The organism is Streptomyces sp. NPDC055254 (assembly GCF_053606025.1).
Map to the genome: position 1 here is coordinate 84917 of NZ_JBSGQV010000001.1, position 21103 is coordinate 106019.

Here is a 21103-nt window from a genome sequence, read left to right on the forward strand (position 1 = left end):
ACCCCCGGGGCACCGGCACCCGGATCCCCGCGGCCCGGACCCCGGGCAGCCGCGGCCCCGTACCCGGGGCCCGGACCGCCGGCATCCCCGGACCCGGGGGCACCCGCAGCACCGTCCCCGTGACCCGGGGCACCCGGACCCGGATCTCCCCGGCCGGGGCCTCCGGCTCGATCTCCGGCACCCGCAGCATCCGGCCCGGGAACCCCCCGGCCGGGGGCCCCGGCGCCCACTGCACCCGGGTCCCCGCCGTCGGGGCCGGTGCGAGCCGTATCCCCGCCGCCGGGGCTCGCCCGGGCCGGCTCCCGGCGGCCGGGGCGCCCGCCCGCGTCCCCGCCGTCGGGGCTCGCGGCGGGCGGGCTCCCCGTGGGTGGGGCTGTTCGCCTCCGAGGTTTCGGGGGCTGCGCCGGGGGTGGGGCGGCGCCCGGCGTTTCGGGGCGGTCGGGCGCGGGCCGGACCGGCTCCCGCTCCCCCGTCATGACCGGGCCCCCGCCGCCAGTGCCGCGCCTCGCGCGATCCCCGTCCGCAGCTCCAGCGCGACGGCCACGTCCACCGCCTCGGGCCGGCCCCCGCCCCTCAGGTCGGCCACGGTCCAGGCGACCCTCAGCACCCGGTCCAGGCCCCGCGCGGTGAGCAGTCCCCGTTCCAGATCGCGCTCGGCCTGCGCCAGGGCCCCCGGTCCCACCGGCCACCGCGTGCGCAGCTCCTGGCCGGGTACCTCCGAGTTGAGCCGCCAGGGGGTCTCGGCGAGCCGGTGCGCCGCGCGGTCCCTGGCCTCCCGGACCCGCTCCGCGACGACCGCCGTGGACTCCCCGCGCCCGCCCCGGCCCAGCAGGTCCGAGCGGGTCACCGGCTCGACCTCCACCCGGAGGTCCACCCGGTCGAGCAGCGGTCCCGACAGCCTCGCCTGGTACCGGCGAATCACCGCGGGCGGGCATTCGCACCCGGCCCCGTGCAGGGTGTGGCGCCCGCAGGGGCACGGATTCGCCGCGAGGACCATCAGGAACCTGGCCGGCAGCCGCACCACCCCGGCGGCGCGCGCGATGACCACGTGACCCGATTCCAGCGGCTGGCGCAGGGCGTCCAGCGCCCGGCCGTGGAACTCGGCGGCCTCGTCCAGGAAGAGCACGCCCCGATGGGCGAGGGAGACCGCCCCGGGCCTCGGGACGCCGTTCCCGCCGCCCACCAGGGACTGCATCGTCGCCGAATGGTGCGGAGCGCAGTAGGGCGCTCTGGTGACCAGCGGTTCGCCCGGCGGCAGGATCCCCGCGACCGAGTGGACGGCCGTGACCTCCACGGAGTCGCGCCGGGTGAGCGGTGGCAGGAGCCACGGCAGCCGCTCGGCGAGCATCGTCTTGCCGGCTCCGGGAGGCCCGCTGAGGAAGAGGTGGTGCCCGCCGGCGGCGGACACCTCCAGCGCCCGGCGCGCACCGTGCTGCCCGGCCACGTCGGCGAGGTCCGGAGCGTCGTGCGCCTCTGCCCCCGGGCGCCCCGGGGCCAGCCCCGTGCCCAGCCCGGCCCCCGGCAGGACCAGACCGGCCAGCATCGGGTCCGGCCGGCCGGGCGGGCCGGCGCTCTCCTCCTCCGGGACCACCCCGTCGGTCAGGACCGCGATCAGCTGGCGCAGGCTGCGCACGCCGAGGACCGCGACGTCGGGCACGAGCGCGGCCTCGGCCGCGCACTGCTGCGGCACCACCACCTGGCGGTAGCCCGCTTCCGCCGCGGCGAGCACGGCGGGCAGGATGCCCCGGACCGGGCGCACCCGGCCGTCCAGGCCCAGCTCGCCGATGAGGACGAGGTCGGCGATCGACCCCGGATCCACCACCTCGGCGGCCCCCAGGACCGCCGCGGCCACGGCCAGATCGAAGCCCGCGCCCGATTTCGGTACCGAGGCCGGACTGAGCCCGACCGTGAGCTTCTTCTGCGGCCAGGCCGCCCCCGAGTTGACGACGGCGGCCCGCACCCGGTCCCGGCTCTCGACCAGGGTCTTGTCCGGCAGCCCCACCAGGGTGAAGGCCGCCACCCCCGGCTCCAGATCGGCCTGCACCTCCACGACCACGCCGTCGACGCCCACCAGGGCCACCGAACAGGCTCGCGCGAACCCCATCAGGCCGCCCCCCTGACGTGCTCCACCAGGGGCGCACCGCGCGCCGGCAGCAGGACTCCGACCAGGTCGATGCGCACCCCGCCCGGCGGTGGCCCACCGTGATCGGCGAGCCACCGCCCGGCGAGGCGGCGCAGCCGCTCGGCCTTGCCCGGCCGCACGGCGGCCATGGGATGCTCGAACGCTCCCGCCCTGCGGGTCTTCACCTCGCACACGACGAGGGCGTCCCCGTCCCGCGCGACGATGTCGATCTCCCCGCTGCGGCACCGCCAGTTCCGCGCGATCACGGTCATCCCGGCCTCGGTCAGCCGCCGCGCCGCTAGCTCCTCGCCGTACCGCCCCAATGCCTGCTGTGCCACGCCCTTCGCGTTCATCCGGCACCACCTCCGGCACCGACGATCCCGCGTCCCCACCCACCCCGTGGATCTTGGTGGACAACCGGAGCATTGTGGAAAACCCCGTCACTCTTTCGGCTGACAGACCCCGGACGGCGCGGTCGGGCGCGGCCCCCGCCTCAGCTGCCGGGCAGTTCGAGGTCGCTCTTGTTGAGCTCCTCGATGTTCACGTCCTTGAAGGTCAGCACGCGGACCTGCTTCACGAAACGGGCCGGCCGGTACATGTCCCAGACCCACGCGTCAGCCATCGAGACCTCGAAGAAGACCTCCCCCTGGACCGAGTGCACCTGCATCTCGTAGTCGTTGGTGAGATAGAAACGACGTTCGGTCTCGATCACGTACTTGAACAGCCCGACGACGTCGCGGTACTCCCGATAGAGCTTCAGCTCCATCTCGGTCTCGTACTTTTCGAGGTCCTCGGCACTCATGGCATGTTCCCCTTCAGCCGTGCGTCCCCCTATTGTGCGCCAGGCCCGTGTGCCCCTAAACGATTTCCGGGGCCAGGACCACCGGCGCACCCGGAGGGCCGTCGTCGAGCAGCGATCGGAGCAGCTCGGCGAGTCTGGTCGGGTACACCGTCTCACGGGCCGCCAGAAGTTCCTCGGAGGTCCACCACCTGGCTCCGGTGACGCTGCGTCGCTCCAGCTCGGTGAGCCCGGCCGGCTCGATCGCGGTCCGGGTGGTACGGGCGAGGAAGTACCACTCGTCCTGCTCCCAGCGCCGCCCGTCGAAGGGGAAGGCGCAGTACCGCTGCCACAGCACCGGCCCCAGTTCCACCTCTGTGATCCCCGTCTCCTCCGCGAGCTCGCGCAGCGCGGCCTGCTCCCGGGTCTCGGTGCTCTCCAGCCCGCCGCCCGGCGTGAACCACCAGTCGTCGGCCGGGTCCGCCGGCTCGAAGCCGTGGAGCAGCAGGATCCGGTCCTCGGGGTCCAGCAGGATCACCCGCGACACCTTGCGCGGCCCCTCGGCCGCGGCCGGCTCAGCGGACACCGCTCCGCTCCCGACGTCCGCGTCCCAGGAGCCGTACGAGGGGCCCGTACGCGGACCCCAGCACCACCAGGGCGGCTCCGACCACCACCGCCGCCAGCTGGAGCCGCAGCGGTCCCGGCCGGGAGGTGCCGCCCGGCAGGGCGGCGTACGTGTTCGGGCGCTCGACGGCGGTCAGGGAGGGCCACACCAGGGTGTCGACGCGGGCCTGGACCGCGGATCGGGGCACCGTGCCCTGTCCGGCCTCCTGGAGGTGCGCCCGGGAGTCCACGGAGGCACCCCGCCGGTCGCCCAGCAGGAAGAGGTTCCCCTCGGGAACGGTCACCTCGAAGGGGGTTCCGGTGGCGGGGGGAGTCAAGGACGGCGAGGTGGGAGCGGCCCCGGCGACGGAGTCGGCCCCGCCCCCGGTCCCCGTACCGGCGCCCGCGGCGGGCTCCGCGCGGTCGATGTACGACTCGTCGAGGACCGCGCCGTTCACCGTAAGCTCGCCGCCCGCGCCGCAGCACTTCACGGTGTCGCCGCCTACGCCGACGACCCGCTTGAGCATGGGGGAGTCGCTCCACAGGGAATCGATGAAGACGACCACGTCTCCGCGCCGCACCTCGCCGCCGTCGATGCGCTCCGCCAGCACCCGGTCCCCCGGCCGCACGGTGGGCACCATCGAATCGGTCGGCACGGTGTAGGGCCGGTAGACGAGCGCCCCCCAGAGGAAGCCCCCGAGGAAGAGCGCGAAGCCGATGGCCACGGCGATCCCCGACAGGACGTGACCGGGGCCGCCGTGGCCATCGCCGCCACCACGTATACGACGTGTTGTTACCGTTCCGCCCATTGCAGCGCCCCCACACTCGGAGATCGTCGACCTGGGCGGCACCCTACCGGGCGGTAGTCCCGCCGGTCAGCCTCCGCCGCCGCCACAGGACGAGCGGCACCGCTCCGGCGAGGCCCAGGGCTGCGGGTCCCAGCCCGACCGGGGCGAGACCGGCGGCCCCGAGGCCGAGCGCGGTCGCCGCGGCCTGGTTGCCGATGCCGGGCTGGTCGAAGGTGTCCGGAACCGGCAGCGTGGACCAGCGGGTGATCGGCCACGCGACCACCACGGCCCGCCCGACGACCTTGTCCACCGGCACGAAGCCCTGGGTGGAGTCCTGCATGTGCCAGCGGGAGTCCTGGGAGTTCTGGCGGTGGTCGCCCATGACCCAGATCTTGCCCTTGGGCACGGTGATGGGGCCGAAGGGGGCGTCGTCGCACGCGGTGTTGCCGGGGAAGATGTACGGCTCGTCCAGCTCCTTGCCGTTGACGACGACCGGTCCCCCCTTCTTGCACTCGACCGTGTCCCCGCCGATCGCGATGGTCCGCTTGATCAGGTCCTTCTCCTCGGCGGACGGCATCAGGCCGATCCAGCTGAGGGCCTTCTGCGCGATGTTCTGCTCCGGGGTGGGCTCACCGGCCAGCCAGTTCGCCGGGTCGTGGAAGACCACGACCTCACCGCGCTCGGGCTCGGAGCCGAACCACGGGGTCAGCTTGTCCACCAGCACCCGGTCGCCCCGCTGCAGGGTGTTCTGCATCGAGTCCGACGGGATCGAGAACGCCTGCACCAAAAACGTCTTGATCAGCAGGGCCAGCAGCAGTGCGATGCCGATGAGGAGCGGCAGCTCCTTCCAGAACGAGCGCTGCGCGTGCGCCGCGCTGCCACCGTCCTCGGCCTCGCCCTCGACGGCGTCGTCCGGCCGCTCCTCGCCCTCGCCGCGTCCGGATCGTGCGCCCACCGCCACATCCCCCACATCCACTCCTCACTCGCAAATCGCCGCCCGCGCCGGATCGGGCACGGGCCCTCCCCTCCCCTAACGAGCGGGAGTTCCCTAAGGCGCGGGAGACCCAGGACACACTATGCGAACGCCGTGCCCCGGCGGCGCCGACCGCGACCGCGTCCCTCGCGTCTCGCCTGATCGGGGACCATCAGGAAGGTCGCGGGCTGCTCCAGCCGCTGCCAGTGCGCGTAGGGCCAGGCGATCACCACGGCCTCCCCCACGACCTCGTCCTCGTCGATCGTGCCCTGGAAGGCCTCGTCGAGGTGGAAACGGGAATCGGCCGAGTTCGCGCGGTGGTCGCCCATCACGAAGATCCGCCCGGCGGGCACCGTCACTTCGAAACGGATCTCCGAGGGCGCGTTGCCCGGGTTCACGTACGGCTCGTCGAGCGGCGATCCGTTGACGGAGACCCGGCCCTTGCCGTCGCAGCACCGGACGGTGTCCCCGCCCACGCCGATGACCCGCTTGATCAGGTCCTGCTCGTCGGCCGAGGGCAGCAGCCCGATGAAGGTCAGCGCCTGCTTGATCTGCTTGACCCCCACCGGATCGGGCTCCGGACGGGCGGCGTCCTTCGCGAGCCAGCCCCCGGGGTCCTTGAACACGACGACGTCGCCGCGCTCGATCTCCGAGCCGAACCACGGGGTCAGTTTGTCCACCAGTACCCGGTCACCGATCCGGATGGTCTGTTCCATCGAGCCCGACGGGATGAAGAAGGCCTGCACGAGGAAGGTCTTGAGCACCAGGGCGATGCACAGGGCGACGACCACCAGCAGCGGCAGTTCACCGGCCCGGCGCGTGCGGCGGCGCCGGCGCACCCTGCGGGCCGTCCGGCGCCGCTCGGCCCGGCCCCCCTCGACCACGACGGGTTCCGGCTCCGGCTCCGGTTCGGGCTCCCGTCCGGGCCGGGGCCGTCCGCGGCTACCCATGTCCGCCTCCGGCGCGGGTCGCGGATCCGACCGAACCCCACCGCGAGACCGGCCAGCCGATCCAGTCGGCCCGCCCGATCACCTTCTCCACCGGCACCATCCCCCCGCCCGGTTCGCCCAGGTGGTCCCGCGAGTCCCGGGACTGGGAACGATGATCACCCATCACCCACAGGGTCCCAAGGGGTACGACGATCCGGAAGGGCACCTTCGAGGCCGCGTCACCGGGGTACAGGTACGGCTCGTCGAGCGCGACGCCGTTGACCTCGATCCGGCCGTCCGCGTCGCAGCACACCACGTCGTCACCGCCCACGCCCACGACCCGCTTCACGAAGTCGGTGTCGGAGGGCTCCGCGAGCCCGAGCGCCGACGCCGCGCCGTGCAGGGCCTCGCCGATCGGACCGCCCTCGGCGGCCTCCCGTACGAACGACCCCGTGCCGTCGAAGACGACCAGGTCGCCGCGGACCGGTTGATCGCCGAAACGGTAGGCCAGCTTGTTGACCAGCACCCGGTCCCCGACCCGCAGGGTCGGCTCCATCGACCGGCTCGGGATCAGGAACGGCTGGACCAGGAAGTTGCTGACCAGCAGGAGGGCGACGGTGCAGACGATGCCCAGCACGCCGGCCCGCCTCCAGGAGAGGCTCCGCCACGACGACGGAAACGCGAAACGCGACCGCCCCTCCCCCTCGCCGGGGGAAGAGTGGCCGCGTGTCGTGTGAGGTGCTTCGGTGTCCATCGAGGGCGAGCCTATCCGGCCGCCCCCGGAACCCGGAGTGGACCTCAGTTGTCGCGCTTCTCCTTGATCTTCGCGGCCTTGCCGCGGAGCTCACGGAGGTAGTACAGCTTGGCGCGGCGCACGTCACCGCGGGTGACGAGCTCGATCTTCTCGAAGATCGGCGAGTGCACCGGGAAGGTACGCTCCACGCCGACGCTGAAGGAGACCTTGCGGACCGTGAAGGTCTCGGAGACACCGGCGCCCTGGCGACGGATGACGACGCCCTTGAACTGCTGGATACGGGAGCGGTTGCCCTCGATCACGCGGACGTGGACGTTGACGGTGTCACCCGGGCGGAAGGCCGGGAGGTCCGAGCGGAGCGCGGCGGCGTTGACGCCATCGAGCAGGTGAGACATGTTCTTCGTCTGCTTTCTTCGCACGACGCCACAGGTCGCCGGGCGGGTTTCCGTAGAGAGTTCGGGAGCTGTTACGACCGACGGGCGACGGTCCCCCTGTGGCAGGGGCGCTCGTGGGCGTACAGCAGCCGCCTATTCTTCCACGGCTCGCGGCCTGCGCCAAAATCGTCCGTCCGCGGACGGACGCCAGCCCAGGATGCCGAGGATCTCGCGGTCCTTCTTGTCGAAGGCCCCCGCCTCGCAGCGCTCGATCAGGTCCGGCCGGAACCGGGCGGTCCGGCGGAACGCCTCGTCGCGGCGCCACCGGGCGATCTTCCCGTGGTGGCCGCTGAGCAGCACCTCGGGGATGTCCCGCCCGCGCCACACCGGGGGCTTGGTGTAGACGGGCCCTTCCAGCAGGTTGGCCATCCCGCCGGGCGCGAAGGAGTCGTCCCGGTGCGACTCGGCGTTGCCGAGCACACCGGGCAGCAGCCGGGCCACCGCCTCGGTGACGACCAGGACGGCTGCCTCGCCGCCCGCCAGGACGTAGTCGCCGATGGAGACCTCGTACACCGGCATACGCGTGGCGTACTCGTCCACGACCCGGCGGTCGATGCCCTCGTACCGGGCCGGCGTGAAGATCAGCCAGGGGCGTTCGGAGAGCTCGACGGCCAGGTCCTGGGTGAAGGGCCGGCCGCTGGGGGTGGGCACGACCAGGACGGGCTCGCGCGCACCCGTCTCGTAGCCGTCGGCCAGCGCCGCGTCGAGGGCCTCGCCCCATGGCTCGGTCTTCATGACCATGCCGGGACCGCCGCCGTACGGGGTGTCGTCGACGGTGTTGTGCCGGTCGTACGTCCACTGCCGCAGGTCGTGGACGTGCACGTCGAGCTCGCCGCGGGCGCGGGCCTTGCCGACGAGGGAGACGTTCAGCGGCTCCAGGTACTCGGGGAAGATCGTGACGACGTCGAGACGCATCAGGACCCTTCCTCCACGTCCCTCGCGGAGGCGATCTCCGCGCGGTCGTCGATCAGCCCGGGCGGCGGCGTGATGACGCAGCGCTGCTCCTCCAGGTCGATCTCGGCGACGATCTCCTCCACGAAGGGGATCATGACCTCGGACCCGTCGGGCCGCTCCACGATGAAGAGGTCCTGCGAGGGCAGGTGGGAGATCTCGGTGATCCGGCCGATCCCGGTGCCGTCCACCAGGACCACGTCCAGGTCCATCAGCTGGTGGTCGTAGTACTCGTCGGGCTCCTCCGGGAGCTCCGCCGGGTCCACCTCGGCGATCAGCAGGATGTTGCGCAGCGCCTCTGCGCCGGTGCGGTCCTTGACGCCCTCGAAGCGCAGCAGCAGCCTGCCGCTGTGCACCCGGCCCGTCTCGATGGTCAGCGGTCCCGCCGACGCCGGTTCGGTCCGGAGCACGGCGCCGGGGCCGAGCCGCTGCTCGGGCTCGTCGGTCCGTACCTCGACGGTGACCTCACCCTTGATGCCGTGGGCGCGGCCGATCCGCGCGACTACCAGCTGCACTGTGTGTCTCTCCTGTTCAGACGACGACGGGCCGGGGCGGGCACGTGTGCCCTCCCCGGCCCGTGCCGGTGATTCAACTACTCAGCGGACCTGGTCCACGTCGACGAGGTCGACGCGGATCCCCCGGCCGCCGATGGCGCCCACGACGGTACGCAGGGCACGTGCGGTGCGGCCGTTGCGACCGATCACCTTCCCGAGGTCCTCCGGGTGAACCCGGACCTCCAGCACCTGCCCGCGGCGCAGGTTGCGCGAGGCGACCTGCACGTCGTCGGGGTTGTCCACAATGCCCTTCACGAGGTGCTCAAGAGCCTCCTCGAGCATGCTCAGGCCTCGGTCGACTCGGCGGCGGCCTCAGCCTCGTCCGCCTTCTTGTCGGCCTTCTTCGCCTTCTGCGTGATGGCGTCGCCCTTGGCGTCGCCACCCTCAAGGGCCTTGGCGAACTCGTCGAAGGAGCGACGCTTGCTCTCCTTCGTCACCGGCTGCAGCAGCGGCGCGGGGGCGGGGAGGCCCTTGTGGGCCTGCCAGTCACCGGTCAGCTTCAGGATGGCGAGCACAGCCTCGGTGGGCTGGGCGCCGACGGACAGCCAGTACTGCGCACGCTCGGCGTTGACCTCGATGCGCGACGGGTTGTAGGTCGGGTGGTAGATACCGATCTCTTCGATCGCGCGACCGTCCCGGCGGGTGCGGGCGTCGGCGACGACGATGCGGTAGTGCGGCTGGCGAATCTTGCCGAGGCGCTTGAGCTTGATCTTGACTGCCACTGGAGTGGTGTCTCCTGAACTTGACGTGGTTGGGCACATGAGATGCCACGTGGGGTTGCGGTACTCGGGTGCCCGATGGACGCGTCAGCCGGAGGAGAGAGGGGTCCTATGCGACTGTCGAGTACAGCTAGCCATTGTGCCATACGCCCGCGCCGCCCTCCGCCGGGCGGGTCGGCCCGCACCCGGCTCACCCGGCAGCGCCGTCAGGAGGCCGCCGCCGTGGTGACATCGGGGATGCGGAAGGGCTTCATGCAGCCGCCGCACACGATCGGCGCCTGGGCCAGGACGGAGGGCACGACCCGTACGTTGCGCCCGCAGTCGCAGACGGCCTTCACCCGTACGCCGCCGCCGGAGGAACCGTGCCGGGCGGCCGGCCCCCGGAAGCTGCGCTTGGTGTCCGCCGCCGTCGCGGCCGTGTGCGCCTTCAGGGCGCGCTGCAGCCGCTCCATGGTGGGGCGGTAGCGCTTCTTCGCCTCGGGGTTCAGGGTCACCAGGGAGAAGCCGCTGCTCGCGTGCGGCTCCTCGGAGTGGTCCAGCCCCATCTCCTCGGCGATCGCGAGGAATCTGCGGTTGTGGTAGCGGCCGGCGCGCGAGGTGTCGCGGACTCCGCGCGCGGCGGCGATGCCGTGGACTGCCTCGTGCAGCAGTCGCTCGAAGGAGAGCTCGCCGCCGCAGGCGGACGAGGACTCTCCGATCAGGGACTCGGGCGCGGCAAGGTCAGGCAGCTCGGGGTGGTACCGCTGAATATCGGCCCACGCCTGCGCCAGCTCTGCGGCGAGAACAGGGGGTGTCGTGCTCACGTCGTGACAACGAGCCGAGGTGCCCCGGTGTTCCGATTCCGGGCCATTCCAAATTTTTTGCACGTACCAGTCAGTTCAGTCTGATGCGTCCTGACGAGGACGGGTGCGTCGATCCCAGGAGGAGTCGGTACGTAACGACGACTACGCCCCGGCGCGCGGCTGGTGCCGCACGCCGGGGCGCGGGAGATCGACTCGGGCCGACCGGCTCAGTAGGAGCGGGCGACGATCGCGAGGGTACCGGGAGCGTCGTCCGTCTCCGGGACCGACCCGTCCGCGGCGATCAGGCAGCGTACGGAGACGGCCTGCTCGGCCAGCTTGGCCTCGCCCTCGGGGCCGAGGTCCGCCCACGGGATCCGGGCCCAGCCACCGGCGACGGCGGCCTCGGCGGCCTCCTCGATGGTCGAGACGTCGGACGTACGGGCCTCACGGCGCTCGCGGGACTCGCGCAGCAGCTGCGCCTGGTCCTCCTCCAGCACCTTGGGCAGCAGGTCGGCGAGCGCGTCGATCCGCACGGGGGTCTTGCCGCCCGGGATCCGGCGGGCCAGCATCGCGGTGCCGGCCTCCAGGTCGCGGGGACCGATCTCGATGCGGACCGGTACGCCCTTGAGCTCCCAGTCCACGGCGCGGCGCCCGAAGGGGGTGTCCACGCGGTCGTCGACCTGCACGCGCAGGCCCGCGGCCTTGAGCTGGGCACCCAGCTCGCGGACCTTCGCGACGGCCTCGTCGCCCTTGATCGCCACGACGACGACCTGGACGTGCGCCAGACGCGGCGGGACCCGCAGGCCGTCGTCGTCGCCGTGGGACATGATCAGGCCGCCGACCATGCGGGTCGAGACGCCCCAGGAGGTCTGCCAGACGAGCTCCTGCTTGCCTTCCTTCGACAGGTACTGCGTGTTGAACGCCTTGGCGAAGTTGGTGCCGAGCTCGTGGCTCGTGCCCAGCTGGAGCGCCTTGCCGTCGCCCATCATGCCTTCGAGGGTGAGGGTGTTGATGGCGCCGGCGAAGCGCTCCTTGGCGGTCTTGCGGCCGAGCACGACGTCGATGCCGAGCACGTTCGTCATGAAGTCGCCGTAGACGTCGCGGTGGATCCGGGCGGCGTAGTCGCGGGCGTCCTCGTAGGTGGCGTGGGCCGTGTGGCCCTCCTGCCAGAGGAACTCGCTCGTCCGGAGGAAGACGCGCGGACGCATCTCCCAGCGGACCACGTTGGCCCACTGGTTGATGAGGAGCGGCAGGTCGCGGTAGCTCTGGACCCACTTGGAGAAGTAGTCGTTGATGATCGTCTCGGACGTGGGCCGGACGACGACCGGCTCATCCAGCTCCTTGCCGCCGCCGTGCGTGACGACCGCGAGCTCGGGGGCGAAGCCCTCGACGTGCTCCGCTTCCCTCGTCAGGTACGACTGCGGGATGAACAGCGGGAAGTACGCGTTCTGGGCGCCCGCGTCCTTGATGCGCGCGTCCATCTCCTGCTGCATCCGCTCCCACAGGCCGTAGCCGTACGGCCGGATGACCATGGTGCCGCGCACCGGACCGTTGTCGGCCAGCTCGGCCTTGTTGATCAGATCCTGGTACCAGCGGGGGAAATCCTCCGCCTGCGGGGTGAGAACGGGTGCCTTTGCCATGGCGCGAATGGTACGGCGCCGCGTGCGCCGAGCGTGAATCGGGTGGCGCGCTCCTCTGGACGCGAGGGCGAATGGGGAGTTCCCTGGCAACGGGGGCAAGGGGGCGAAACGGAATCAGGAGCGCTCTTTCGATGACATTGACGCCGACCGCGACGCTCGTCGCCCGGGACTGGGCGGAGATCCAGGAACGGATGCTGGTACCGCTGTACGAGGCGGTCTACGACCGGCTGGAGGTCGGGCCGGGAGACCGGCTGCTCGGCCTCGACTGCGGGGCTGGCCTGGCCCTGCTGCTGGCGGCCGGGCGGGGAGCCGCGGCCACGGGCGTGGAGGCGGATCCGGCCCGCCGGGCGCTGGCCCGGGAGCGGCTGCTGGAGGTGCTGCCGGCGCCGCCCGCCCCGACCCGCCCGTACGACGCCCTGCTGGCCTTCTCCCCGACGCCGGCCGCCCTGGCGGCAGCGCTGCCCGCGGTCCGGCGGGGCGGGGCCGTGGTGCTGGCCGACTGGGGCCCCTCGGAACGCTGCACGGTGCCCGCGGTGCTGGGCGGCGGCCCGGCGCCCCAGGACCTGGACGCGCTCGCGGAACGGGCCGGGCTCAGACCGGACGGCTCGGGGCTGGTGTTCTGCCCCTTCGGGTACGCGGACCTGGACAGCGCCGTGCGCGGGCTGCTGTCGACCGGGCTGTACTGCGCCGCGGGGACCGGCTCGTGCGGGGCCGGGGGCGCGTCGACCTTCGCGATGTTCGACCCGGCGCTGGCGGAGAAGGAACTGGCCGAGGCCCTTCACCCGTACGAGCGGCCCGACGGCGCCGTGTGGCTGCCGAACATCTTCCGGTACGTCATCACCCGGGTGGCCTAGGGAGTTCGGGCGGATCGGCGGGCGGTAGCGGCCGGGGGACGCGGGCACCGGCGGCCCCGGCCGGCCGGCTCAGTCGGTGCCCGGTGCCTTCGCCAGGCGGGGGATGCCCGCGGCGGCGTAGGCGGCCGCCTCGTCCAGTGTCTCGGCGGCGAGGAGTGCCTCGGCCAGGGCGTCGAGCTTCGGTCGGTTCTCGCGCAGCAGACGGCAGGCGTCCTCGTAGCACTCGTCCACGATCCGCCGCATCTCGTGGTCCACCGCGTCGAGGGTGGCGGGGGCGGCGGACAGCCCGTAGGGGCTCTGCCCGTCCGCCGGGATCGCGGTGAGCCGGCCGACGCGCTCGCTCATGCCCCAGCGGCCGACCATGCCGCGGGCGAGGCCGGTGACCTGTTCCAGGTCGCTCTCCGAGCCCGTGGTGATCACGTCGTAGACCACGTGCTCGGCCGCCATGCCGCCCAGCGCTCCGATGATGCGGCCGCGGAGGTAGTCCTCCGTGTACGCGTACCGGTCCGCGTCCGGGGTGGAGAGGGTGACGCCGAGCGCGCGGCCCCGCGGAACGATGGTGATCTTGCGGACCGGGTCGGCGCCCGGTTGGAGCATGCCCAGGAGCGCGTGCCCGCCCTCGTGGTAGGCCGTCCGGCGGCGCTCCTCCTCCGGCATCACCAGGGAGCGCTCCGCGCCCAGCTGGACCTTCTCCAGGGCGTCGGACAGGTCGGCCCGGGTGACGGTCGGCTGCCCGCGCTTGACGGCCAGCAGCGCGGCCTCGTTGGCCAGGTTGGCGAGTTCGGCGCCGGTCATGCCGGGGGTGGTGCGGGCCACGTGGGCCAGGTCCACGTCGGCCGCGAGCGGGATGTCGCGGGTGTGGATGCGCAGGATGGCCTCCCGGCCGGTGCGGTCGGGCGGCGAGACGACCACCGTGCGGTCGAACCGGCCCGGCCGGGTCAGGGCGGGGTCCAGGACGTCCGCCCGGTTCGTGGCCGCCAGCACGATCACGCCCTCGGAGCCGGTGAACCCGTCCATCTCGGTGAGGATCTGGTTGAGGGTCTGCTCGCGTTCGTCGTGGCCGCCCACGCCCGCGCCCGCGCCGCGCGCCCGGCCGATGGTGTCGATCTCGTCGATGAAGATGATCGCGGGGGCCACCTTCCGCGCCTCGGTGAACAGTTCGCGGACCCGGGAGGCGCCGACGCCGACGATCATCTCGATGAACTCGGAGGCGGAGGCGGAGAAGAACGGCACCCCGGCCTCGCCCGCGACCGCCCGCGCCAGGAGGGTCTTGCCGGTGCCGGGCGGACCGGACAGCAGGACGCCCCGGGGCATCCGGGCGCCCATGGCCCGGTACGCCTGCGGGTTCCGCAGGAAGTCGACGACGTCGTTGAGCTCGCCCTCGACCTCGTCGATGCCCGCCACGTCCTGGAAGGTGGTGCGTTTCGCGCCCTCCTGCAGTTCCACCGGCTTGGGCGGGGCCTTGCGGCCCAGCCCGCCCATGCCCCCGCCCATCGCGCCGCCCATCCGGCGGGCGATGAACACCCACAGGAGGATCAGCAGCAGCATCGGGGCCAGGGAGATCAGCAGGTTCGCCAGGAGGCTGCGCTGCACGACGACCGGTTCGGCCGTGACGTTCACGTTCCGCTTGGTCAGGTCGGCCCACAGCTGGTCGTCGGCGAAGGCGGGGCGCTGCGTGACGAACTTGGTGTAGTCGCCCTCGTCGCCGTCGGGCAGCGGCTGCTTCGCCTTGAGCTCGCCCTGGATGGCGTCGCCCTTGGAGTAGATCTTCGAGACGTTGCCGGCGCCGACCTGCTTGCTGAACTCGGTGTACGAGATCGTCGGCTCGTCGCCCTCGTTGAAGAACGACAGCACGAGGTTGGTGATCAGGTAGACGATCAGGGCGGCGAGGATCAGCCCGCGCCAGCCGCCCGGCATCCCCCTTCTCGGCGGCGGGGCGGACGGGGCACCCTCCGAGCGCCAGGGCGTGTCGGCCCGGTCGCGGGGCGGTACGGGGGTGGGGCTGGGCACGGGGCGCCTCCTTCTGCCGTCCTCTCGGCCGACCATAAGGGACAAAACGCACCGTCGCGCCGGGAAGAACGGCGGGCCCCGGCCGTGTGAACACGTCCGGGGCCCGCCGCGAGCACCCGTGCGGGTGCTCCTTCACGCACTACTTCATGAACTTCTTGAACTCGTCCGGGAGGTCGAAGTCCCCACCGGGCTGACCGGCCGCCGGCAGGCCGAAGGGGTTGCTCGCGTCCGCGGGCTCGATCGCCTGCGGACCCTGCTCCCGGCGCGCGGCGGCTGCGGCTTCCTCTTCCCTGCGCTTCATCGGGTTGCCGCTCTTGCGCTTGCCCTTGGCCTGCTTGACCTGCTTCTTCTGCCGGCCGGGGCCGCCACCCATCCCGGGAATGCCGGGCATCCCGGGCATGCCGCCGCCCTGGGCCATGCGGGACATCATCTTGCGGGCGTCGAAGAAGCGCTCGACGAGGGACTTGACGGCGCTGACCTCGGTGCCGGAACCCTTGGCGATACGGGCGCGGCGCGAGCCGTTGATGATCGTCGGGTCCTGGCGCTCGGCCGGGGTCATCGACTTGATGATCGCGGCGGTGCGGTCCACGTCGCGCTCGTCGATGTTGTTGATCTGGTCCTTGATCTGACCCATGCCGGGGAGCATGCCGAGCAGCTTGGAGATGGAGCCCATCTTGCGGACCTGCTCCATCTGGGCCAGGAAGTCGTCGAGCGTGAACTCCTTGGGACCCTTGGCGAGCTTGGCCGCCATCTTCTCGGCCTCGGCCTGCGAGAAGGTCTTCTCGGCCTGCTCGATGAGGGTGAGCATGTCACCCATGTCGAGGATCCGGCCCGCCATGCGGTCCGGGTGGAAGGCGTCGAACTCGTCGAGCTTCTCGCCGTTCGAGGCGAACATGATCTGCTTGCCGGTGACGTGCGCGATCGAGAGCGCGGCACCGCCGCGGGCGTCGCCGTCGAGCTTGGAGAGCACGACGCCGTCGAAGCCGACCCCGTCGCGGAAGGCCTCGGCGGTGTTGACCGCGTCCTGGCCGATCATGGCGTCGACGACGAACAGGATCTCCTGCGGCGACACCGCATCACGGATGTCGGCCGCCTGCCGCATCAGTTCCTGGTCGATGCCGAGACGGCCGGCGGTGTCGACGATGACGATGTCGTGCTGCTTGGTGCGCGCGTACTCGATGGAGTCCTTGGCGACCTGGACCGGGTCGCCGACGCCGTTGCCGGGCTGGGGCGCGTAGACCGCGACGCCCGCGCGCTCGGCGACGACGGACAGCTGGTTGACGGCGTTGGGGCGCTGGAGGTCGCAGGCGACGAGGAGCGGGGCGTGGCCCTGCCCCTTGAGCCAGAGGCCGAGCTTTCCGGCGAGGGTGGTCTTACCGGCACCCTGGAGACCGGCCAGCATGATCACGGTGGGCGCGGTCTTGGCGAACCGGAGCCGACGCGTCTCGCCACCGAGGATGGTGACCAGCTCGTCATTGACGATCTTGAGGACCTGTTGCGAAGGATTCAGCGCCTTGCTGACCTCCTCGCCGCGGGCCCTCTCCTTGACGTTCGCGATGAAGGAGCGGACGACCGGGAGGGCGACGTCGGCCTCAAGGAGCGCGATACGGATTTCCCGGGCCGCTGCGTCGATGTCAGCCTCGGACAGCCGGCCTTTGCCGCGCAGGCCCTTGAAGGTATTCGCCAGGCGGTCGGAGAGAGTATCGAACACGGCGCTCGTAGGTCCTTGGGGTCGGAGGCGGTGGGTCGTCCTCCAGAGTATCCGGCCCCACAAATGAATCGACCTCGCCTGTCGGAATAGGCAGGCGAGGTCATGACCCCGCATTCGTGGGGAGCAAGCGTTGCCGATCTTCAGGACGTGCTGTCCGGGTGGGCCATCCCCGCAGTGATGGGGAGCACAGCCCGATCAACGTCGGCCTTGCCGTGACGGTTACGGTCACCTCAAACCCGCCTCCACCGCCCCGGCCAGGGCGGCCGCCGCGGGGGCGGGCAGGGGTTTGCCGTCGGCGTCGACCACGTACACGGTGTCCACCGCGTTCGCGCCCAGCGTGGAGACGTGCGCGCTGCGGACCCGTACGCCCCCGGCCTCCAGGGCGCGCCCGATGCGGTGCAGCAGCCCCACCGCGTCCGGGGCGCGCACCTCCAGGACGGTGGCCAGCGAGGACACGTCCGGGACCGCGGTGACGCGGGGCGGCGGCGGGACCACCCCGCGCCTCTTCGGGTAGGCCGCCTCGCGCTCCGCCAGCTTGGCCGGGACGTCCAGCGAGCCGTCCAGGGCGCGCACCAGGTCGGTACGGAGCCGGGCGGCCTGCGGCAGCGAGCCGTACTCCGCCGCCACCAGCCAGCGCAGGACGAGCACCTCCCCGAGCCGGTCGGGGAGCTCCAGGGAGCGCAGCTCCGCCGCCCGCACCGTGAGCCGGTGCAGCGCCAGCACTCCGGCCACCGCGGGGAGGACACCCGGCTGGTCGGGGACGGCCACGACCAGCTCCCCGCCCACGGCGTCCTCCTCCTGCCGGGGGTGCAGCGCGAGCACCGGCTCGCGGGTGCGCAGGGCCTCCACGGCCAGTCGCTCCTGTTCGGTGGTCGGGACCTCCAGGTCACGGGCCGCCGGGGCGGCGCCCTCCAGGACGGCGGCGACCCGCGCGACCAGGTCCGCCACCAGTGATCCGCGCCACGCGCTCCACGCCGCCGGTCCGGTGGCCAGGGCGTCCGCCTCGGTCAGGGCGTGCAGGATCTCCAGCGTGCCGATCGACCCGACGGCCCGCGCCACGGACTTGACGGTGGCCGGATCGTCCAGGTCGCGACGGGTGGCGGTGTCGATCAGCAGCAGGTGGTGGCGTACGAGGGTGCCCAGGACGGCGACGTCCTGCGCGTCGAAGCCGACCCGGGCGGCCATGTCGCGGGCGATGACCTCGCCGGCCACGGAGTGGTCGCCGGGCCAGCCCTTGCCGATGTCGTGGAGCAGGGCCGCCATCAGCAGCAGGTCGGGCCGGCCGACCCGGCGGGTCAGGGCGGAGGCCCGTACCGCCGTCTCGATCAGGTGCCGGTCCACGGTCCAGGTGTGCACGGGATTGCGCTGGGGGCGGCACCGCACCCGCTCCCAGTCGGGCAGCAGCCGTGTGATCAGGCCTTCCGCCTCCAGGGCCTCCCACACGGCCACCATCGGCTCCCCCGCCCCCAGCAGGGTGAGCAGCTGCTCGCGCGCCTCGGCCGGCCAGGGCACCGGGAGCGGCTTCGCCTGCGCCGCGAGCCGGCGCAGGGCGTGCAGGGAGACGGGGAGTCCCGCCTGCGCGGCGGCCGCGGCGAGCCGGAGCGGCAGGACGGGGTCCCGGTCGGGCCGCGCGGCCAGGGCGAGTACGGCCTCTCCGTCGGACTCCACGACGCCTTCGGCCAGGGGGGCCCGTTCGGTCGCCTGGGTGCCCCGGGGGCCGAGCAGTCCGCGCAGCCTGGGGCGGGCGGCGCGGGCCCGCAGGACCCGTCCGACCTCCCGCCAGGTCACGTCGCCCGCGTACGCGACGACGTGCGCGGCCGCGTACACCTCGCGCAGCAGCGCGTCCGCGTCGAGCAGCCCGAGCCGCGCCGCGACCTGGTCCTGGTCCTGGAGGGAGAGCCGGTCGGTGGACCGGCCGGTCACGAGGTGCAGGGCGTCGCGCGCGTCCAGGAGCCGGCGCCGGGCCTCGACGAGGCCCTCGCGGGGGGCGTCGGCCAGCCAGGACGCCGCCACCGCGCGCAGCGCGGTGGCGTCCCGGAGGCCGCCGCGGGCCTCCTTGAGGTCGGGTTCGAGCAGGAAGCGGAGTTCGCCGGCCCGCTCGGCCCGGTCGCGGCACAGGGCGTGGAGCTGCGGGAGGCGTTTGGCGGCCTGGTTGCGCCAGTCGGCCAGGACGGAGGTCCGCAGGCCGGCGAGGAGTCCGGCGTCGCCCGCGACGACCCGGGAGTCGAGCAGCCCGAGGTGCACCTTGAGGTCCTCGGCGGCGGTCTTGCGGGCCTCGGCGGGGGTGCGTACCGAGTGGTCGAGGGCCAGGCCCAGGTCCCACACGGGATACCAGACGCGGTCGGCCAGGGCGCTCAGCGCCCGGGGCTCCGCCTTGCCGTCGTGCAGCAGCACCAGGTCGAGGTCGCTGCGCGGGGAGAGCTCGGCCCTTCCGTAGCCGCCGACGGCCACGAGGGCCGCACCCCGCACGCCGGTCTCCCGTACGGCGGTCGTGAACAGCGAGTTCAGCCAGTCGTCGGTCAGCCCGGCGAGGGCGGAACGCCGGGCGGGCCCGGACCGCGACTCCTCCTGGAGGAGTCGCAGCCGGGCCGCGGCGTAGCCGCTGGGTCCCGAGTCGGCCGTGTGATCCGTGCTCTCTTCGACGCTCGACACCCAGGGGCTCCCGTCACTCAGAGCGCGTCAGCGCCGCGTTCGCCGGTGCGGACCCGGATGACCGACTCCACGGGGACGCTCCACACCTTGCCGTCACCGATCTTCTCGGTGCGGGCGGCGGCGACGATCACTTCCATCACGTCGTCGGCCGCGTCGTCCTCGACGACCACCTCGATGCGGATCTTCGGTACGAGGTCCACGGTGTACTCGGCGCCCCGGTAGACCTCGGTGTGGCCGCGCTGGCGGCCGTAGCCGCTGGCCTCGGAGACCGTGAGGCCCTGGACGCCGAAGGTGTGCAGGGCGTCCTTGATCTCGTCCAGCCGGTGCGGCTTCACGATCGCGGTGATGAGCTTCATGCGTCAACCTTCTTGCTCGCGGCGGCAGCGGTGGCGGTGGCGGAGGTGCTCCGGGAGGAGGCACCGCCGCCGGCTCCGCTGAAGTCGTAGGCGGTCTCGGCGTGCTCGACCTGGTCGATGCCGGAGACCTCGTCGTCCTCGCTGACGCGCATCCCGATCGTCTTGTCGAGGAGGAAGGCGAGCAGCGCGGACGCCACGAGAGAGTAGGCGAGGACGGCGAAGACCCCTACGGCCTGCTTGCCGAGCTGTTCCAGGCCGCCGCCGTAGAAGAGGCCGGCGACGTCGGACTGGACCCCGCCGGTGGCGAAGAGGCCGACCAGGAGGGAGCCGGCGATCCCGCCGACGAGGTGGACCCCGACGACGTCGAGGGAGTCGTCGTAGCCGAACTTGTACTTCAGGCCCACCGCCATGGCGCAGAGCAGACCGGCGATGGCGCCGACGGCGATCGCGCCGAGCGGGCTGACCGCGCCGCCGGCCGGGGTGATGGCGACGAGGCCGGCGACGGCGCCGGAGGCCGCGCCGAGGGTGGTGAAGGAGCCGTGGCGCAGCTTCTCGTAGGCGAGCCAGGCGAGCATGGCGGCAGCGGTGGCGACCTGGGTGTTGACGAACATGACGGCGCCGACGCCGTCGTCGTTGCCGAGCCAGGAGCCCGCGTTGAAGCCGAACCAGCCGAACCACAGGAGGCCGGCGCCGAGCATCACGAGGGGGAGGCTGTGCGGGCGCATGGGGTCCCGCTTGAAGCCGACGCGCTTGCCGATGACCAGGATCACGCCGAGGGCCGCGGCGCCCGCGTTGATGTGGACGGCGGTGCCGCCGGCGAAGTCGATGACGCCCAACTCGAAGAGCCAGCCGCCGGCGCCCCAGACCCAGTGGGCGACGGGGAAGTAGACGACCGTGACCCACAGGGCGGTGAACAGGGCCCAGGCGCTGAACTTGACGCGGTCGGCGAGCGCGCCGCTGATCAGGGCGGGGGTGATGACGGCGAACATCAGCTGGAAGACGGCGAAGACGTAGACCGGGATGGTGTAGCCGTCCCACAGCTCGGTGATGCCGATGCCGCTGAGGCCGACGTAGTCGGAGTTCCAGCCGATGAGGGAGCCGGAGTCGGTGCCGAAGGCGAGGCTGAATCCGTAGAGGACCCAGAGGATCGTGACGATCCCGAGGCTGATGAAGCTCATCATCAGCATGTTGAGACTGCTCTTGACGCGGACCATGCCCCCGTAGAAGAAGGCGAGTCCCGGGGTCATCAGCATGACCAGGGCGGAGCAGATGAGCATGAACCCGGTGTTCGCGGCAGACAGCGTCGGGGCGTCTGCCGCGAGGGTCGTGATGGCTGATGCCATCGGCGTCTCCTCGTCGTCGGTACGTTCGCGTGCGGGCGATCGTGAAAACCTGAGCGGCGTTAAGGGAACCGGCCGGGTGGGGGGCCTTGCCGGTCAATGGTCCTGAGATTCGCGCAGGCCGGTTTCCGGCGGCGCCGCTCGGTGTTTCAC

The 21103-nt window shown here is 72.4% G+C and carries 21 protein-coding genes; 1 reads left to right on the forward strand and 20 read right to left on the reverse strand.

Annotated elements, in window-relative coordinates:
- Positions 1-472: 472 nt before the first annotated feature.
- From ACWFQ8_RS00365 to proS, 15 genes are all read right to left on the reverse strand, one after another.
- The gene (locus ACWFQ8_RS00365; RefSeq protein WP_453783965.1) at positions 473-2104 is read right to left on the reverse strand and encodes a YifB family Mg chelatase-like AAA ATPase; all 1632 of its coding nucleotides are present in this window, start codon (positions 2102-2104) and stop codon (positions 473-475) included.
- The gene (locus ACWFQ8_RS00370; RefSeq protein WP_453783966.1) at positions 2104-2475 is read right to left on the reverse strand and encodes a YraN family protein; all 372 of its coding nucleotides are present in this window, start codon (positions 2473-2475) and stop codon (positions 2104-2106) included. Before ACWFQ8_RS00370 ends, ACWFQ8_RS00365 begins: the two co-directional genes overlap by 1 nt.
- Positions 2476-2615: 140 nt before the next feature.
- Positions 2616-2924 carry a DUF2469 domain-containing protein gene (locus ACWFQ8_RS00375; protein ID WP_005311352.1) on the reverse strand — a complete coding sequence of 103 codons (309 nt, stop codon included), beginning with the start codon at positions 2922-2924 and terminating at the stop codon, positions 2616-2618.
- A 55-nt stretch (positions 2925-2979) separates the two neighbouring features.
- Positions 2980-3486 (reverse strand): NUDIX hydrolase, encoded by a 507-nt coding sequence (locus tag ACWFQ8_RS00380; protein ID WP_453783967.1) that lies wholly within the window; start codon positions 3484-3486, stop codon positions 2980-2982.
- The gene (gene lepB / locus ACWFQ8_RS00385; protein ID WP_453783968.1) at positions 3476-4312 is read right to left on the reverse strand and encodes a signal peptidase I; all 837 of its coding nucleotides are present in this window, start codon (positions 4310-4312) and stop codon (positions 3476-3478) included. The genes ACWFQ8_RS00380 and lepB (ACWFQ8_RS00385) overlap by 11 nt, the downstream gene beginning before the upstream one ends.
- A gap of 43 nt (positions 4313-4355) precedes the next feature.
- Positions 4356-5252 carry a signal peptidase I gene (lepB, locus tag ACWFQ8_RS00390; protein WP_453784277.1) on the reverse strand — a complete coding sequence of 299 codons (897 nt, stop codon included), beginning with the start codon at positions 5250-5252 and terminating at the stop codon, positions 4356-4358.
- A gap of 113 nt (positions 5253-5365) precedes the next feature.
- The gene (gene lepB / locus ACWFQ8_RS00395) at positions 5366-6214 is read right to left on the reverse strand and encodes a signal peptidase I (protein WP_453783969.1); all 849 of its coding nucleotides are present in this window, start codon (positions 6212-6214) and stop codon (positions 5366-5368) included.
- On the reverse strand, positions 6207-6947 hold the full coding sequence (lepB, locus tag ACWFQ8_RS00400; RefSeq protein ID WP_453783970.1) for a signal peptidase I: 741 nt from the start codon (positions 6945-6947) through the stop codon (positions 6207-6209). The genes lepB (ACWFQ8_RS00395) and lepB (ACWFQ8_RS00400) overlap by 8 nt, the downstream gene beginning before the upstream one ends.
- A gap of 44 nt (positions 6948-6991) precedes the next feature.
- Positions 6992-7342 carry a 50S ribosomal protein L19 gene (gene rplS, locus ACWFQ8_RS00405; protein WP_453783971.1) on the reverse strand — a complete coding sequence of 117 codons (351 nt, stop codon included), beginning with the start codon at positions 7340-7342 and terminating at the stop codon, positions 6992-6994.
- A 132-nt stretch (positions 7343-7474) separates the two neighbouring features.
- Positions 7475-8296: a tRNA (guanosine(37)-N1)-methyltransferase TrmD gene (trmD, locus tag ACWFQ8_RS00410; protein ID WP_453783972.1), complete on the reverse strand. Its 822-nt coding sequence runs from the start codon at positions 8294-8296 to the stop codon at positions 7475-7477.
- Positions 8296-8847: a ribosome maturation factor RimM gene (gene rimM, locus ACWFQ8_RS00415; RefSeq protein ID WP_453783973.1), complete on the reverse strand. Its 552-nt coding sequence runs from the start codon at positions 8845-8847 to the stop codon at positions 8296-8298. Before rimM ends, trmD begins: the two co-directional genes overlap by 1 nt.
- Positions 8848-8928: 81 nt before the next feature.
- A complete protein-coding gene (locus tag ACWFQ8_RS00420; RefSeq protein WP_042810017.1) occupies positions 8929-9168 on the reverse strand; it encodes an RNA-binding protein in 240 nt (79 codons plus the stop codon).
- A gap of 2 nt (positions 9169-9170) precedes the next feature.
- Positions 9171-9608, reverse strand: coding sequence for a 30S ribosomal protein S16 (gene rpsP, locus ACWFQ8_RS00425; protein WP_453783974.1), 438 nt, complete (start codon positions 9606-9608; stop codon positions 9171-9173).
- 203 nt (positions 9609-9811) lie between these two features.
- On the reverse strand, positions 9812-10408 hold the full coding sequence (locus ACWFQ8_RS00430; protein WP_453783975.1) for a hypothetical protein: 597 nt from the start codon (positions 10406-10408) through the stop codon (positions 9812-9814).
- Positions 10409-10614: 206 nt separating this feature from the next.
- Positions 10615-12027, reverse strand: coding sequence for a proline--tRNA ligase (gene proS / locus ACWFQ8_RS00435; RefSeq protein WP_453783976.1), 1413 nt, complete (start codon positions 12025-12027; stop codon positions 10615-10617).
- Between the two features lie 131 nt (positions 12028-12158).
- Here proS and ACWFQ8_RS00440 point away from each other — a divergent pair, with 131 nt between their 5' ends.
- Positions 12159-12881 carry a methyltransferase type 11 gene (locus ACWFQ8_RS00440; RefSeq protein ID WP_453783977.1) on the forward strand — a complete coding sequence of 241 codons (723 nt, stop codon included), beginning with the start codon at positions 12159-12161 and terminating at the stop codon, positions 12879-12881.
- Between the two features lie 69 nt (positions 12882-12950).
- On the opposite strand, the gene ftsH is transcribed toward ACWFQ8_RS00440, so the two are convergent.
- The 5 genes from ftsH to ACWFQ8_RS00465 all read right to left on the reverse strand — a co-directional run bounded on the left by ftsH (position 12951) and on the right by ACWFQ8_RS00465 (position 20953).
- The gene (gene ftsH / locus ACWFQ8_RS00445; protein WP_453783978.1) at positions 12951-14927 is read right to left on the reverse strand and encodes an ATP-dependent zinc metalloprotease FtsH; all 1977 of its coding nucleotides are present in this window, start codon (positions 14925-14927) and stop codon (positions 12951-12953) included.
- A 103-nt stretch (positions 14928-15030) separates the two neighbouring features.
- Positions 15031-16602 carry a signal recognition particle protein gene (gene ffh / locus ACWFQ8_RS00450; RefSeq protein WP_453783979.1) on the reverse strand — a complete coding sequence of 524 codons (1572 nt, stop codon included), beginning with the start codon at positions 16600-16602 and terminating at the stop codon, positions 15031-15033.
- A gap of 225 nt (positions 16603-16827) precedes the next feature.
- Positions 16828-19254 carry a [protein-PII] uridylyltransferase gene (locus tag ACWFQ8_RS00455; protein ID WP_453783980.1) on the reverse strand — a complete coding sequence of 809 codons (2427 nt, stop codon included), beginning with the start codon at positions 19252-19254 and terminating at the stop codon, positions 16828-16830.
- A 17-nt stretch (positions 19255-19271) separates the two neighbouring features.
- The gene (locus ACWFQ8_RS00460) at positions 19272-19610 is read right to left on the reverse strand and encodes a P-II family nitrogen regulator (RefSeq protein WP_453783981.1); all 339 of its coding nucleotides are present in this window, start codon (positions 19608-19610) and stop codon (positions 19272-19274) included.
- Entirely contained in the window at positions 19607-20953 is a 1347-nt protein-coding gene (locus ACWFQ8_RS00465) for an ammonium transporter (RefSeq protein ID WP_453783982.1), read from the reverse strand. The genes ACWFQ8_RS00460 and ACWFQ8_RS00465 overlap by 4 nt, the downstream gene beginning before the upstream one ends.
- Positions 20954-21103: the final 150 nt, after the last annotated feature.

Coding starts and splice junctions, on each gene's coding strand:
- ACWFQ8_RS00365 (WP_453783965.1), bottom strand. CDS start 2,104: ATGGGGTTCGCGCGAGCCTGTTCGGTGGCCCTGGTGGGCGTCGACGGC.
- ACWFQ8_RS00370 (WP_453783966.1), bottom strand. CDS start 2,475: ATGAACGCGAAGGGCGTGGCACAGCAGGCATTGGGGCGGTACGGCGAG.
- ACWFQ8_RS00375 (WP_005311352.1), bottom strand. CDS start 2,924: ATGAGTGCCGAGGACCTCGAAAAGTACGAGACCGAGATGGAGCTGAAG.
- lepB (WP_453783968.1), bottom strand. CDS start 4,312: ATGGGCGGAACGGTAACAACACGTCGTATACGTGGTGGCGGCGATGGC.
- lepB (WP_453783969.1), bottom strand. CDS start 6,214: ATGGGTAGCCGCGGACGGCCCCGGCCCGGACGGGAGCCCGAACCGGAG.
- lepB (WP_453783970.1), bottom strand. CDS start 6,947: ATGGACACCGAAGCACCTCACACGACACGCGGCCACTCTTCCCCCGGC.
- rplS (WP_453783971.1), bottom strand. CDS start 7,342: ATGTCTCACCTGCTCGATGGCGTCAACGCCGCCGCGCTCCGCTCGGAC.
- trmD (WP_453783972.1), bottom strand. CDS start 8,296: ATGCGTCTCGACGTCGTCACGATCTTCCCCGAGTACCTGGAGCCGCTG.
- ACWFQ8_RS00420 (WP_042810017.1), bottom strand. CDS start 9,168: ATGCTCGAGGAGGCTCTTGAGCACCTCGTGAAGGGCATTGTGGACAAC.
- proS (WP_453783976.1), bottom strand. CDS start 12,027: ATGGCAAAGGCACCCGTTCTCACCCCGCAGGCGGAGGATTTCCCCCGC.
- ACWFQ8_RS00440 (WP_453783977.1), top strand. CDS start 12,159: ATGACATTGACGCCGACCGCGACGCTCGTCGCCCGGGACTGGGCGGAG.
- ftsH (WP_453783978.1), bottom strand. CDS start 14,927: ATGGTCGGCCGAGAGGACGGCAGAAGGAGGCGCCCCGTGCCCAGCCCC.
- ACWFQ8_RS00460 (WP_453783981.1), bottom strand. CDS start 19,610: ATGAAGCTCATCACCGCGATCGTGAAGCCGCACCGGCTGGACGAGATC.
- ACWFQ8_RS00465 (WP_453783982.1), bottom strand. CDS start 20,953: ATGGCATCAGCCATCACGACCCTCGCGGCAGACGCCCCGACGCTGTCT.